General features: G+C 54.4%; 10 protein-coding genes. 9 read left to right on the top strand and 1 reads right to left on the bottom strand.

Annotation, left to right across the window (positions count from 1 at the left end; all coding sequences use genetic code 11):
* Nucleotides 1-62: 62 nt before the first annotated feature.
* The 9 genes from HGP16_RS32650 to HGP16_RS32610 all read left to right on the top strand — a co-directional run bounded on the left by HGP16_RS32650 (nucleotide 63) and on the right by HGP16_RS32610 (nucleotide 14,586).
* Nucleotides 63-1,439, top strand: coding sequence for a phenylacetate--CoA ligase family protein (locus HGP16_RS32650; protein ID WP_168844080.1), 1,377 nt, complete (start codon nucleotides 63-65; stop codon nucleotides 1,437-1,439).
* Nucleotides 1,436-3,025: a hypothetical protein gene (locus HGP16_RS32645; RefSeq protein WP_168844079.1), complete on the top strand. Its 1,590-nt coding sequence runs from the start codon at nucleotides 1,436-1,438 to the stop codon at nucleotides 3,023-3,025. The genes HGP16_RS32650 and HGP16_RS32645 overlap by 4 nt, the downstream gene beginning before the upstream one ends.
* The gene (gene wecB, locus HGP16_RS32640; RefSeq protein WP_205927598.1) at nucleotides 3,018-4,154 is read left to right on the top strand and encodes a non-hydrolyzing UDP-N-acetylglucosamine 2-epimerase; all 1,137 of its coding nucleotides are present in this window, start codon (nucleotides 3,018-3,020) and stop codon (nucleotides 4,152-4,154) included. The genes HGP16_RS32645 and wecB overlap by 8 nt, the downstream gene beginning before the upstream one ends.
* Nucleotides 4,151-5,323 carry a glycosyltransferase gene (locus HGP16_RS32635; RefSeq protein ID WP_312867359.1) on the top strand — a complete coding sequence of 391 codons (1,173 nt, stop codon included), beginning with the start codon at nucleotides 4,151-4,153 and terminating at the stop codon, nucleotides 5,321-5,323. Before wecB ends, HGP16_RS32635 begins: the two co-directional genes overlap by 4 nt.
* Nucleotides 5,324-5,761: 438 nt before the next feature.
* Complete coding sequence (locus tag HGP16_RS32630; protein ID WP_409526880.1) at nucleotides 5,762-6,145, top strand: transposase; 384 nt, start codon at nucleotides 5,762-5,764, stop codon at nucleotides 6,143-6,145.
* 42 nt (nucleotides 6,146-6,187) lie between these two features.
* Entirely contained in the window at nucleotides 6,188-7,297 is a 1,110-nt protein-coding gene (locus HGP16_RS32625; protein WP_312867358.1) for a glycosyltransferase family 4 protein, read from the top strand.
* A gap of 152 nt (nucleotides 7,298-7,449) precedes the next feature.
* On the top strand, nucleotides 7,450-9,639 hold the full coding sequence (locus HGP16_RS32620) for a glycosyltransferase family 2 protein (protein WP_312867357.1): 2,190 nt from the start codon (nucleotides 7,450-7,452) through the stop codon (nucleotides 9,637-9,639).
* On the top strand, nucleotides 9,636-11,444 hold the full coding sequence (locus HGP16_RS32615) for an HAD family hydrolase (protein WP_168844078.1): 1,809 nt from the start codon (nucleotides 9,636-9,638) through the stop codon (nucleotides 11,442-11,444). Before HGP16_RS32620 ends, HGP16_RS32615 begins: the two co-directional genes overlap by 4 nt.
* A gap of 127 nt (nucleotides 11,445-11,571) precedes the next feature.
* Complete coding sequence (locus tag HGP16_RS32610; protein ID WP_168844077.1) at nucleotides 11,572-14,586, top strand: glycosyltransferase family 4 protein; 3,015 nt, start codon at nucleotides 11,572-11,574, stop codon at nucleotides 14,584-14,586.
* 45 nt (nucleotides 14,587-14,631) lie between these two features.
* On the opposite strand, the gene HGP16_RS33845 is transcribed toward HGP16_RS32610, so the two are convergent.
* Nucleotides 14,632-15,127 (bottom strand): hypothetical protein (locus HGP16_RS33845; protein ID WP_205927597.1); only part of this gene is annotated, 496 nt, incomplete at its 5' end.

The following is a 15,127-nucleotide window of genomic DNA, read 5'->3' as shown; positions in this document are numbered from 1 at the left end:
AGGCGAGTCTATTTGACCTTACCAGAGCGCATTTCACGCGGAATTTCAAAGGCTGAAAGACAATGATTTTTAGCGCTCTTCGGAACGGCATTCGCGGGGCCTTGGCAACGACCATCGTCTACCCCCTCACCGAGCGCTATGAGGCTCGCGATATTCGCAGCAAAACGAGGTGGATCAGAGAAGAGATAGACCGCCCGTTTTCAGAGCGACGTGCGCGTGCGGTGGCGCGCCTTGCCGAAACAGTTGTCTTTGCCGGCGCCAAGGTGCCGTACTATCGTGATCTGTTCAGTTCGATCGGCTTCGATCCGGTCAAGGTGGCTGCGGACCCCCGATATATCGAGGATTTGCCATACCTAACGAAGGATATCATTCGCGAACAGGGTCAAAGGCTGCTGCGCGAGGACCGGGACGGCATGCGGATTCATGTGGCCAAGACCGGCGGCTCGACTGGACCGTCCGCTCATATCTATTATGATCAGGAGGCGGCCGACTGGTCTTCGGCCATCACCCAGGAAAGCCGCCGTCGCGTCGGGAACACGCACTGGCGTAGCGAGCTGCATTTTGCCTCGAAATTTCCGGAGGTATTTCCGTGGCGGGACCGCATGCGTGAGCATGTGAAGTGCTTTGCCATGAATCGCGACAACATCTTCTTCGCAACATTCGCAAGCGAGGAACTCGAACAGATATGGCGCAGAATAAAGTCGATACGGCCACATCTGGCGCATGCCCATCCATCTACCGCCGATCAGCTAGCAGCCCACGTCGAGGCAACCCGCGGCAAGGATAAAGGCTTCCGGATCTTCGAATCTTCCGGCGAGTTGCTCGAGGCGCGGCAGCGAGAGCGCATCGAAAGAGTGCTGCAATGCCAGGTGATTGATCGCTATGGCTTGGCGGAAGCCGGCGTGATCGCGTACCAGATCGATCCAAAGAGTTCCGATATGCGATTTTACGAGTTTTTCGCATGGCCAGAGTTACGGACGGAAGAGGAAACAGGGTTGGCGGATATCCCTGAAGGTGCCCGCAGTGGTGAGTTGGTGATAACTCCACTTTTCAACAGGATGATGCCGCTGTTGCGTTATCGCACTGGCGACAACGCCATCCTAGCGCAGCAGCCGAATGGTATTGTCATTCCCCGTATGGTTGGCCGCGTTCACGACGTGATCATGCTGGGTGGCACGCCACTACCCACCCACTTTATCCAGGACGTGCTTGATCGCGTCGGTGGCATTCGCGAATTCCAGATTCAGATGCTCCATGGCAAACCGGTGTTTCGGCTTGTGCCAGAGGATACCGCCGACACAAATGCAATCCGGGAACGCATTGCCTCGTGGTGGTCCGACAATGTCGAGGTCGAGTTCATCACGCCAGCTGACCTAAAGCTGGTCGGCCGGCGCCAGAAATTCAGGCATTTCGTACCAGAAGAGGCATCGGGGCAATGATCACCGTATTTGCAGGTAGACCCGATGATTCCACCACCGAGATCGTCGCAGAAGCATTCCGCCGGTCGGTAACCCGGGGTCTGGTAACGGTGGCATCCGACGATCCCGTGCCGACAATTGGGGACGGCAACGTTTATGTCTTCATCTCGCCCCGGGTGGATCAAGCGCCCCTTGTCGATGCGGCTTCTAGGTCAAACGCCAAGGTTCTTCTATTTGGTCACTTGCCCGACAAAGTCGCGTCCTTGGCTGGGCTGGCTGCGCCGGGCCCCTTGGCTTCCGGATGGGCCGATGCAGCGGCATGCCCGCCGACGCCAATCTATACGACGACGCGATCATCGGCGGAGGTCAGTTGGAACAAGCATCCCCTGGCGAATGCATCACCATTTTCGTCACGACCTTTCTTGCGGTTTGACTATGCCGACGAATGGAACAACCTAGGATACGGACGGATTACGGCCGATGGCGGGTCATGGTCTATTGCCATGACGATTGAAGCCCTCGGCGCAACGACGCTTGCAGTCGCTTCTGCACCCAATATTGCAGAAGTTCTGCCGTTCGTCACCTTGCTGGAGAACGAGACGGCGTCCATCCTCTGGTGGAATCGTCCAGTAGGTCCGGTCGACAGCGCCGAATGGGCCGTGATCGAGGCGTTCCTCGCGGATTGGCGGCACGAGGACAGGCCGTGCATTCCGGTCATTGGGGAAATTCCGCATGGATATGACGCGGCAGTGACGATGCGCCTGGATTGCGATGAAGACATTGCGTCGGCGCGGCCATTGTTCGAACTCTACCGTTCGCGCGGCCTGCCGTTCTCGGTGGCGATCAAGACTGCTCAGGAAGATAAGGACGAGCACGTCGCGCTGATGAAGGAGGTTCTGGACGCCGGCGGTGCCGTTCTCTCGCACTCTGTGACGCACGCACCCCGTTGGGGAGGCTCCGGAGAAGCCTGCGAGATTGAAGCGCGAACCTCTTCAGACTGGCTCGAGCAGCGTCTGCCGGGCTTGACCGTGCGCTATGCCGTATCGCCCTTCCATCAGAATCCCGCCTATGTGCCAGAAGCGCTGAAGCGAGCGGGGCTGCAGGGTTTCGTTGGCGGTATCATCGCCAACGATCCGGAAATGCTGATGGCCAAGGGGGGAACGATACCGGGTGACGGGTCGGGAATTGTTACGCACAGCCAACAGTGCATGTTGCATGGTGATTGTATTCTGAGGGAAGGGGATCCATTGGCGATCAACAAGCAGGCTTTCACGGTGGCGGTTGCTGCCGGAAACCTGTTCGGCTATCTCGATCATCCATTCTCGCCGCGCTATGACTACGGGTGGGGGTCTGAGGAACATCGCCTGTCGCGGCATCGTGAGTTTATCGACCATATCGAATTGGAAATGGCGGGTCGTCCGATCCTTTGGCTCAATGAAGAGGATACCTTAGACTGGATCGCGGCCAAGATGCGCCTAACGATGCGAGAAACAAATAATGGCTTCGGACTGACGGAAGCTACTGCGGTTGGAACCCCGTTAGGTCTGGCATTCTCTGTCCGTTGGCGCGGCGCCACCCTGGCATTGGCGGATTTTGTCGATGGCTGAAATCGGTGTGCGTCATGTCATGATCATCGTAGGCACGCGCCCCGAAGCAGTTAAGATGGCGCCGGTCATCAAGGCGCTCTACGCGCGGCCGGAGGCTTTTCGCTGTACTGTGGTCTCAACGGGACAACATCGTGAGATGTTGCGCCAAACATTGACCAGCTTCGGGCTTTCCGTGGATGTCGATTTAGACATCATGCAGCCCGATCAAACGCTTGCTTCGTTGACAGGAGCTGCGATCGGCGCATGCGAAAAGATCTTTCAAGCTGCAAGACCGGACGTCGTCCTTGTGCAGGGGGATACGACGACGGTTCTTTCGGCGTCATTGGCTGCACATTACGCACAGATTCCAATTGCTCATGTGGAAGCGGGCCTGCGGACCTATGAACGCTACAACCCATTTCCAGAGGAAATGAACCGCAAGCTCGTTACGTCGTTGGCTACCCTGCATTTTGCGCCGACAGAACGGTCGGCACGACAATTGCGGAAAGAAGGCGTCCCTCCATCAAAGATCTTCGTTACCGGCAACACCGTCGTCGATGCGCTGGAAGAGCTTCGAGGCAAAGTGACCACCGGTGATATCTCGCCCGCCGTCAGGGATATGGTAGCGCGAAGCCAAGGACGGTTCGTGCTCGTGACGTGCCACCGCCGGGAAAGCTTTGCGCATGACCTCAATGTCATTGTCGACGCGATCGCCACGCTGGCCAACCGCTTCCCCGATCGCACGTTCTTTTTTCCCGTGCATCTAAATCCAAATGTCCGCGCACTGGTGATGCCAAGGCTGAATGAGATTGAGAATGTCGTGCTGGCGGATCCGGTTCCCTATGCAGATATTCTATTTTGTCTCTCGTCTGCGGAGCTGGTGATGACGGATTCGGGAGGCTTGCAGGAAGAGGCTCCCTCATTCGGTGTGCCGGTCATCGTGTTGCGCAGGACGACGGAGAGGCCAGAGGGGGTACGCGCCGGCTTCTCTCGCCTAGTGCCAATCGCGCGGAAAGATATTGTCTCCCTGGCCAGTTCCTGGTTGCGGTCTGGTCGCAAGACAATGCTGGCTGGAAGACCCAATCCTTACGGACACGGCAATGCTGCGGCGCGGATCGTCGACATACTGTCGAAGGAACCGTTGCCGTGACCGGTAGCGATAAACGAATGACATTCGTCATGTTTTCGACAGCTGATTGGGCAGCACCTTACTGGACGAACAAGCAGCATGTCGCCGACCGCTTGGCCAAGCGAGGTCATCAAGTCCTCTATATCGAGTCACCCGGAATCCGTGCCCCTAGAGCCAATGCGCGCGATCTGTTCCGCATATGGGACCGCCTGAAGAGAGCGTTCATTCCCCCAAAGAAAGTCGACCAAACGCTCTGGGTCTATGCGCCGCTGACGATTCCATTCGGTCATAAGAGCAGGTTTGTCCGAGCTTTCAATCGATGGCTGCTTGGCTTGGCGATCCGCAAATGGCTGAAACGCAACCGCGATGATGATGATGTTATTGTATGGACGTATCACCCCTATATTGACGGCATCATGTATGGTTTGCCGGTGCGGTCTACTATTTACCACTGCGTCGATGACCTTGCCGCCATTCCTGGCGTGGACGCCGATACGTTTCGAAAAGCGGAAGTGACGCTTCTCAAAAGAGCGGATCGTGTCTTTACGACAAGCCCTTATCTTCAGTCTCACTGTGCGGCCGTGGCTGGAGAGCGCAGTGTCTACGAGCGCAACGTCGCCGATATCGAGCATTTTTCGCAGGCGAGGCATGCTGGAACAATCCCTGCCGAGTTGGCCAAAATTAGTGGACCGAAGCTTTGCTACACAGGGGTTTTGTCCGACTACAAGCTTGATTTCTCGCTCGTTGAACAATGCGCCATTGCTCGACCCGGCTGGAATTGGATCTTCATCGGAGACGAGCCAGAGGGCCAAAAGAGTCCAGCTGTTGGCCGCCTGAAAGAACTACCCAACGTTTATTTTTTTGGGTACCGGTCCTATGACACTCTACCGAACTATTTGCGTGGGACAGATATTGCAGTTCTTCCTAATCTAACAACAGGTTACATGTCGGGCGTTTTCCCGATGAAGTTATATGAGTATATGGCGGCAGGGAGACCCATCATCTCTACAGCCATAGACGCGCTTGTTGATATCAAGGATCAAGTTGCCGTAGCGAGCGATCCAACGGAGTGGATTTATAACACCGAAAAATTGTTGGCCTCACCACCTGAGGCTATCGGACTGCATGACCCCAGGCTTCTAAATTTTAGCTGGGAAGCGCGACTCGATCGAATGCTTGCGCTGATATGAAGAAAATGCCTCGTTGTCGCTTTCACCGTAAGCGCGCGTTTTGCGGCACCTTTTGGCGTTAAATGATGTGGGCATGAGATGTGCACCAGAAACGAGGTGGACACCATATTATGGCCAACGAGGATGAGAAACTTCGTGTGAAGCTCGTAGGTCGGGACGGGCGGCGGAGCTTTGATCAACTGTCGAAGGCACGTTTGATCGAAAGTTGTTTGCAGCCAGGTACGTCGGTCGCGCAACTTGCATTGGACGATGGTATCCCTCCGGCGTGAACCGCCTTGCGAGCTTTGGCGAAATCGTGATTTTGCGCTCTTGAGAGTGGATTTAAGAGCGCATTGAGGGTCAGCTGCGACCAAGCAGCACGACATCGCCATTCCGATGTTCGGTTACAAGAACCATGCCGGCATCGACCGGGCGCATGGGTTCATCCGGTAATGGGCGGTGACGAGCGCGGCCGCCCATGACGGCGCTCAACTCAGGAACATCGTTGCCAAGGACAACACCGCCTCGACCGTCTGGGCCGACAGTGCCGATCGTTCGAAGACCAACGAGGAATGGCTGAAGGACAATGGCCTGAAGTCGGACATCCACCAACGAAAGCCGAAGGGCAAGCCAATGCCGGAAACGGCGTCGCAGGCAAACGGGCGACGATCAAAGATCAGGTCCGCCGTCGAGCATGTCTTCGCCAGGCAAAAGGACCAGATGAAGCTCTTCATCCGCACGATTGGCATCAGCAGGGCGACGGTGAAGATCGGTATGGCCAATATCGCCTACAAGCCGCCAATAGCCATCGGGCCGCGCCGCCGATCACCAATTCAGCGGTAGTTCGAGGTCTCCAATTTATCAATCAACCCCATCTCCCAGGATGTGGGCGCCTGCAGTCAAGCTCAGCGTAAGACGTCCTGCCGATCGATTTTCTGTTGTCTTCTACACTGGCGCCGGCGCAGGGAAACCTGTAAGTTCCACGGGAACAGATGCGTCACCTCTGTAAGCGTAGCGTTAAAGGATCAACGTTTGCGACTCTTGCTAACCACCTACCACCAAGCATTCCTGTCGCCTGGCGGCGGGGAAACGGAACTGCATCAGCTAGCGGAATATATCAACGATGTCGGTGTTCGCGCAGACCTTTATGGGCCGAACTCCAGGCGCCTAAGCGCCTATGACGCGGTCATTCATTTTTCCGCTCACGGCGGCGGCGAAGGTCTGCTGCAGGATATAAAAGCTGCGGGAAAGCCGATTGTCTTGATTCCGAATTTCAATTTCTTTGATCAGCAGCACAAGGCAAATGACGTCGTTCAGCGTCACCTCGACCTCGCCGATCTGGTCATCTTACGCACGAATGTCGAGAAAGACCTCTGCCAAAAGAATTTTGTCATCGCCAATGACAAGATTGCCGTCGTGCCACCGGGCATTGCGCCCGGTTTCGGCAAGCCGGCCGAAGAGGGCCTCTTCCAATCCGCTTATGGCCTCGACAGATACATCCTCTGGGTTGGGCAAATCGCTGAACACAAGCGGCAGCTCGAGACGATCGAGGCGCTCCAGGGTATCAATATTCCGCTGGTTTTCGTCGGCGGATATGCCGACAAGCGCTATTACGATCAATGCCGCGCCGCCGCAGGCGATTACGTCCGCTTCCTGCCGTATATGCAGCCAGCGTCGGAGATCCTTCGCTCGGCCATGCAGAGCTGCTCCGTCTACCTCGAGCTTGGCGATGATGCCCCCGGATTTTCATCTCTGGAAGCAGCGCTGGCGGGAAGTCCAATGGTTCTGAACGATCATCCGTGGTCGAGGGAAATGTTTGGATCATTGCAAATCTATGTTGAGGCGAACAATCCGACAGCCATACGGGCCGCAGTCACTACTGCACTGGACACTCGAACCCGGAATCAACTGACGGAAGAGATGCGCAGCCGTCATCTTCAACCCGGTCCGACAAGGCACCTCTTGGAGCTGTTGAAATTGAAAGTAGGGCGTTGACTCTTGGGGCACCCGTTCGCCAATAGGCTCGGGTGTCTGCGTTCCCCACTATGTCATGCGACGCTGGCTTTGGCTCGACCGGAAAACCTAGATCGTGGTATGCACTTGCTAAAGCGCTGCTGTTGGCGGTCTGACGGCTGCAAAAGAATTGAGTGAAAGGATTTCTCGTGTTCAGTTCCTTCGTCCCTGGAAAGATGGACCTTCGAGCTGGGAACGATCTGACCCTGCTGGGCTCCGCAGAAGAAATCTCCGTCTATGACATGACTGGAGGCGACCCCAATTTCCAAATGGAATGGCCGGGTGGAGAGTTGTCTGCCGGTATGTACGAGCTCATGATTGATTTTCCCGACGGAATTCAGTCGTTGATGCAGCCCACGCTTTATGTCGATAGCGGCAGCGGTTACAATGAGCGAGAATGTATCGCCCTGAGTTTTTACGCTCAGCAAGACAGATACGCAGCTGCAATCCTCCTGGAAAAAGGAGCGAAGGCATTGCGGTTCGACCCGAGTTGCCAACCTGGAAGGCTGACGATCGGTTCGGTTTACCTAGGTTACGTTTCCACGATCGATAATCTGGGCGATCTGCCTGTGTCCCGGCCGCATATGTCCCAGGCGATCAACCAGCAGAGATCGCTTGCGGCTCTCTCTCTCGAAAATGGGATCTACAAGATCGCCGAGGATAAGCGCGAATACGTGTTCATCCCTCCGCAAGAGCCTGCGGATATCGGTCATCGTCTTGCATCTCTTTCCACGAAACCGACATTTTCCATCGTCGTCCCTTCATACAATACGCCCGAACCACTCATGCAAAAGCTGCTGGGCTCGGTTACCGGCCAGTGGTACCCCCATTGGGAACTCATCATCGTTGACGATGCCAGTCCGAATCCGCAGGCAAAGGATTTGCTCGATCGACTCACGGACCCGCGCATCAAAGTTTATTGGCAGAGCGAAAATCGTGGCATCGCCGGCGCGACGAATGCCGGCATCGAGGTGGCATCAGGCGAATATGTCGTTCTTCTCGATCATGACGACGAGCTGACGCTGGATTGTCTCTTCGAACTGGCGCTCTGCGTCGATGCATATGATGCGGATTACATCTACAGCGACGAAGACAAGATCGATCTCGATGGGCGCTTCAGCATGCCCCATTTCAAGCCGGATTGGTCGCCGGACACCATGATGAGCACTATGTACGTGTGCCATGTATCGTGCATCAGACGCCAGCTCCTTCTGGATATCGGTGGCTTGCGGAGCAAGTATGATGGTTGTCAGGATTGGGATCTCATCCTGAGATTGACGGAAAAAACCCAAAACATCCGTCATATTCCCAAGGTTCTTTATCACTGGCGTATCATTCCGGGTTCGGTAGCTGGCGCCCTGACGGAAAAGCCGTATGTTCTGGATGCAAGTCGCCGGGTTAGGGAAGACGCACTACAGCGGCGAGGTTTGACTGGGACGGTCGAGCCCTTGGATGCCTTGCCGGGCTATTTTTCGGTCAACTATCACGTAAGGGGCGAGCCCCTTGTATCGATCATCATTCCAACGCGCGACAATGTGAATGTTCTGAAACGCTGCGTGAATTCTTTAGTCGAAAAGGCTACCTATCCTCATAAGCAGATCGTCATCGTTGACAACGGATCCGTGGACAAAACGACGGTCGACTACCTACGCGTTCTTTCCGAGAGCAAGGTCGCCGTTGTCGTCAGAAGCCATACACCATTCAACTTTTCGGCGCTTTGCAATATCGGCGCCTCACATTCCGACGGCGATTTTCTTCTCTTCCTGAATGACGATACGGAGGTTATCACTCCGGATTTCTTGGAGCGTATGATCGGCTACGCCCAATTGGCACATATCGGAGCCGCTGGTGCAAAGCTTCTTTATCCGAACAGTAACCGCGTACAGCATTCCGGCGTGCTGAATCTTGCAAAGGGTCCCGTACACGCCTTTCTGGGCAGCGCCCCCGACATGCCCGGCTACTTCGTTCGGAATCTCCTTGAATATAACTGGCTGGCGGTAACCGGCGCCTGTTTAATGGTACAAAAGACGAAATTCGAGCGCGTGGGCGGTTTCGACGAAAATTTCCCCATCGCTTATAATGACGTCGACTTATGCTTCAGGCTGCATGAAGCAGGGCTCTACAATGTCATGTGCCAGAAGGCGGTATTATATCATCATGAATCCGTGAGCCGCGGACTTGATCGCGAGGATGTGGAAAAAACGCTACGCCTCAAGAGAGAGATGCGCGCGCTTTATGTGAAGCACCCTAAGTACTTCCGGCATGATCCATTTTATAATCCCAACCTTCACCCGAACGGCATCAATTTCGATTACGCGATATGACCGACAAAATTCAGGCTGGTGGCAATATGCTCGATACCGATGTTCTCTCGCATTTGATCGCATCTGCGCAAAATGCAGACATCATATCCTTCGACTTCTTTGACACGCTCTTTGTGAGAACGGTGATCGATCCTGAGGATGTCTTCGACCTCGTGGGACAGCGCGCGGGAATCGAGGGTTTTCGTGAGATCAGACGAAAAGCACAGAGCGACGCCTTCGCGCAGATGCATTCCGAAGGTCGAAAAGAAATTACGATGCGCGGAATTTATGAGAAGTTTTCTCATGACGATATGAACTCCGATCAGATCATGTCGCTAGAATATGAGATGGAGCTTCTCGTCGCTCTGCCGAATACGGAAGTCGTAGCAGCCTTCGAAAAATTTATATCCTCTGGGAAAAAGGTCATCATCACATCGGATATGTATCTTCCGAAAAGCTATTTCGCAGATGTCTTGCGAGCCTTCGATATTCCGGTAGTCGATATTTTCGTTTCCTCGGAAGTGAACTGCACCAAGAGGGATACAGGAGAGCTTTTCAGCTATATTGCGCAGGAAACCGGCGTCCCCCTGGGTCGCATCCTTCATATTGGAGATAATCCGATCTCCGACGTGGAACGTGCAGCAGAAAAAGGTCTGCAGGTGTTCCATTATCGAAACGACCGGGTTCCGCCCGTCCTGCCCACAGTAAAATCGACGGAATATTCGGTCGCGAGAGGTCTATCGAAAAAGCATCTGGAGGACATTCATTCTGGCACTTATCAGGCACTGGGCTATCATTATGCCGGACCCGCGGCGATTGCCTTCTATGAATGGCTGAAGAAGGAGGCTGTCGCAGATGGGGTCAGTCATATGCTTCTCATGGCGCGCGATGGATATATCATAGATCAGATACGTCAATTTGATCCGAATCCGATCGATGCCACCTTTACGTATTTCAAGGGCTCCAGAACCGTCTTTACGCTTGCATCGATAAACGAGAATAATTTCCTCACGTTCCTGCCATTCCTGACGTCAGGCGCATTTGGCCTTACCCCGGCGGAGCTGTTCACTAGAATAAACGTACCCGTACCTGAACAGAAGTTGCTTGATGATCTTGGATTGGGTGGCGATGTCACGATTACGGCAGATATTCTGCCAAGGATTCACGATCTTCTCATCGCATTGCGCTGGCACATCCTAAGAACATGTCAGGAAAATAGCCGGGGCGTGTTTTCCACTTTGGTTAATATTGGCATACGTCCGAATGACCAAGTTGCCATCGTTGACGTCGGCTGGAACGGAACGACACAATCGGCATTTGAGACGGCCATTGCCGACTGTTTTCCGCTCGACGTGACGGGCTATTATCTTGCTCTGACAGAAAGCGAAGAATGCCTAGCTCGTCAAAAGAAGAGCTACATGAAAGCAATGTTTGCCGGCCCGGACTACCTTTCGAGCGATATCAAGGCCATGTACAATAATCGTGTGGTCGTGGAGTTTCTGTTCTCGGCCCCCCATCACTCCATAATATCTCTCCAGGTTTCAGAAAGAGATGTCCTATCGATGGCCGACTCCCGTCGGCATGGCGATAGCCATCTATTGCTGGCGGTGGAGCAGGTCATCGATGGAGCCAGGAAATTCGCGAGCGATTTTTACAGTGCGATGTCGGATATGAAACTGCCCTTCAATCCGAAGTCGTTGCTCGCACCGCTTCATTCCCTTATTCTGGACAACCATTGGAAAAAAGACGTTCTGTTTGAAGGTATCACCGATTTTGACGACTGGGCTCTCGCCCGGAAGAAGCCGCGGAAGTTGACGCACTACTAAATTGCGGCACGCTTTGACCGCCAGTCATCGGTGCTTCGCGCGTAGGACGAGATCTGATATGGATACCAGTTCGATCGGAACCTAGCGGTCTAGCGTAGGCCACCAGACAAGCAATATCAGGATAATCATGACTGCCGAAATTCAATCTCCTATTTTGCGATCGGCTCCTTCGCATATCGGCGATTTGCTGCGGCAAGGCTATCGACGCGTCTGTTTTGGCTATTGCGTGCCGACGGGAGTTATTTCCTCCTGGGTCTCATGCGGGCCATCCTTTCAGTTACAATATGATATCGAGACCGATATTGGGCTGGATAAATTGGTATATTGGTGGCTTCGCCACGGGCGGCATACCTTCGAGGGCCTGTCCGCAGCCATAGATCCGCATTTTCTTTTTGAAACTCATTTATCAATCCTAGCGGAAGATAAGAATTTCGCATCAAACTCTCCGCTGTTTCAGATCATTCAGCGCCATCGTGAGGATATACGGGATCTACACGATATCAGCACACAGGAGGGCATCCTGGCCTTCTGGAATTGGTGGCTGCAATCCGGGCGAGCGGAGTATTTCGGAGACCTTGACTGGTTTCAAACCCAGGAAATTGTCAATGTCCTCAGCGGGGCGCTGAATGACGGCGAGAATGCTCCCGATCTCGTCGTCGACGGAATTCGCTACCTTCAGCTCGTCTATTTAAAGACCTGGATATTGGACGAAACCGGTCCGGTCAGCGATCTCGTGGACAGACTCCATTTCGCATTTCTACACAACGGATTTGTCTCGCCGACACCGTTGCAATGGATAATTTACCGAAACAGAGCTGACCTGCGCGCGACGATGGACCTGAATACGCATGAGGGCGTATTTGCGTTCTGGACGTGGTGGCTCTCACATGGGCATGACGAGTATCTCGGCGGAGCCGTTTGGATTAAGCAGAAACAGGCTTTTTTTCTGCTGGATAGCCTCGAACATGAGGCCGACACATGGGATGTTCTTCGTTATGAGGCTTTATCGCAGATAAAGTCGTTGAGATTGATCGACCGTGATTCGGACAGGCAAACGTTTGATTCGATTCATTGCAAATCTCTACGTGTACACCATGGAGATGATGGTCATCTTACGCCATTAATGTTGCTTGTTCATCGCAACAGAGCGGATCTCAGGCAAACATTCAGTCTCCAAACCGATGACGGCCTGATACACTACTGGCAGTGGTGGCTTACCTCTGGATCGAAAGAGTATTTCGAAGGAATGCCATCGCTGCTGAGAGCGGAAATATCGGAGTTTCTCAGCGGGTTGCGGCCAGGGAATAGTGCGATAGTCAGCGCATTCGACGGGATGCGATATGACCTCTTATCGCAGATCAAGACTATCCTGACCAATGACGACTGCTCTCCACGCAATCTCGTCAATGCCATTCACTTTGACCATCTGCTCGATGCTGACGGCAAGATCTCCCATACCCCCACCCCTCTGATGTCGCTCATCTATCGTAACAGGCCCGACCTCCAGGCCGCGTTCGATCTCGATACGGCTGGTGGCCTGACGGGATTGTGGTCGTGGTGGTTTGCCGACGGAAAGGACGAATATCTCGGCAGCTCGGATTGGATTGCGGCCCAACATGCCACTGCCCTTCTCGGCGGACTGCAGCAGGGCGATGCAGAGGCAAGCCCATACGATGCCATCCGCTACGGCGCCATCTCGCAGCTTGAACCTGTCCTGGCCAACGGCAGTCACGCACTGGACGACCTCATGAACGCGATTCACTTCAACCATGTGCGCGACGCAGGCGGCAAGCTCTCCCATACCCCTACGCCTCTGATGTCGCTCATCTATCGCAACAGGCCAGACCTCCAGAGTGCATTCGATCTTAACAAGCCACAAGCCGTTCCTGCCTTTTGGGACTGGTGGTTCAATTGTGGACAAAGCGAATATTTCGGGAAAACGGCGGGGCGGATCTCAGGAACCGACAACACGGTTGCCGCTTCAATTCACGATGTCGCAGCAGCAATTACATTCACGAAGTCTGGAGAAGCCCCCGCATCGGAAGCGCCTGCACCCAACATTTCACTCGTCGGTTACCCGAAGGGCGAATTCGGGCTTGGAGAGGATATTCGTCTGCTCCGGGCTTCACTAAATGAAGTCGGGATCAAGCCGACAGTGGTCAAAGCCCCATGGGCCATCATGGCGCGGCAGGCGATCGATGAACCCTCTGTCGAGGCCAGAATGGCCGCATTCGATGGCGACGTCATGATCTACGTCATGCCGGCCTTCGATACGATGACCCTTTTGAACAAGGTCGGTCCCCGTGCTTTCACGGCACGTCGAAAGATCGGCTTCTGGCAATGGGAACTGGAGCGATTTCCTCCACCGGCAAAGATCGCGATGGAGTTGGTTGATGAAATCTGGTGCCACTCGGAACATTCCGCACGTGCCTTTAGGGGTGCGACGGATAAGCCGGTCATCAAGGTGCCATTGCCGGTGCTCGTGCCCGATGTCCGCGTGGTGCCACGCTCGAAATTCGACCTGGAAAACGACAGCTTCGTTGTTTTCACCAGCTTCGACGGCGCGTCTTCCATCTCACGCAAGAATCCACTCGGTGCAATCCAGGCGTTTCAAAAGGCGTTCCCTGCCGCGGCGCACAGCAAGGCACGGCTGATCGTCAAGGCGATGAATACGCTCGACGATTCACTCTGGCGTGAATGCATGCGCAAGGCTGTCATCGATGATCGGATCCTCATTCGAGACAAGGTCATGGATCGTCTCGAATACTATGAACTGCTACAATGTTGTGACGCGGTCTTGTCCCTTCACCGGGCAGAAGGCTTCGGCCGCCTTATGGCCGAGGCAATGGCGATGGGGATTCCTGTCATCGCCTCCGGCTGTTCCGGTAACCTCGATTTTATGGACGATAGCAATAGCTGGCTCGTTAAAGGCGTGCAGATCCCTGTTTTTCCCGGAGACTATGCATTTTTCCAGGATCAAATGTGGTTTGAACCCGATATCGACTCCGCGGCGGTAGCGCTTCGCGAATGTGCGGAGGACCACGAAAAATGCCGACGGCTGGCAAGCGCTGCCAAGGAAACAATGGAGCGCTACAGTCCTCAGATTTGTGGGGCAAGATATCTCGACATCTTGAGGTCCTGAGTTGACGGGCCTGACGTTCGCCCCGCAATTGCCAGGCCGGATCACTTAACGGCGGCGGGGCGACAGATGTCTCGATAGAGATAGAATTCCACGTTGATCGTCGCGCGGCAATGATCCGCCCGTTGTAGTTGTTGTGCCTGCGTCCGTCTCCTCCCGCCAGTTCAAACTACAGCTTCTTGCGACTGGTCTGCGGGTTTCGGCAAAGTCCGGACAGGATTTCCGGTAATCTCCGGACACAGTTTTCAGTAATTCCCGGACAGTGATTCCGCTAAATCCCGGACAGTTTCCGGCGGCGGTTTGAGGGTTGGTTCGAGCAGCGCCGTTTTGATCATTAGGCTTCTCACGACAACGTTGAGAGGGGCCGATGCCGAGACGGAAGCAAGCAAGACGAACGACCGTGAGGGATATCCGGACGTAAGCGCGAATTTCGGTGCGCCTTTTGAGGCGCAGCGCTCTGAGGCATGAAGTGTCCACCAAAAAATAGGTGGACACCAAATCATGGATGAAGATGCTCCTAAATTGCAGGTGCGGCTTGTTGGTC

Origin of the sequence: Rhizobium sp. P40RR-XXII, from assembly GCF_012641405.1 — a bacterium.
Taxonomy (GTDB): Bacteria; Pseudomonadota; Alphaproteobacteria; order Rhizobiales; family Rhizobiaceae; genus Rhizobium.
Note: the sequence above shows the minus strand (reverse complement) of the source record. Positions and strands in the feature narration are given on the sequence as shown.

What these genes read in the sequence shown, in the direction of transcription:
- HGP16_RS32610 (WP_168844077.1), top strand. Translation starts at nt 11,572, where the DNA reads ATGACTGCCGAAATTCAATCTCCTATTTTGCGATCGGCTCCTTCGCAT.
- HGP16_RS32615 (WP_168844078.1), top strand. Translation starts at nt 9,636, where the DNA reads ATGACCGACAAAATTCAGGCTGGTGGCAATATGCTCGATACCGATGTT.
- HGP16_RS32645 (WP_168844079.1), top strand. Translation starts at nt 1,436, where the DNA reads ATGATCACCGTATTTGCAGGTAGACCCGATGATTCCACCACCGAGATC.
- HGP16_RS32650 (WP_168844080.1), top strand. Translation starts at nt 63, where the DNA reads ATGATTTTTAGCGCTCTTCGGAACGGCATTCGCGGGGCCTTGGCAACG.
- wecB (WP_205927598.1), top strand. Translation starts at nt 3,018, where the DNA reads ATGGCTGAAATCGGTGTGCGTCATGTCATGATCATCGTAGGCACGCGC.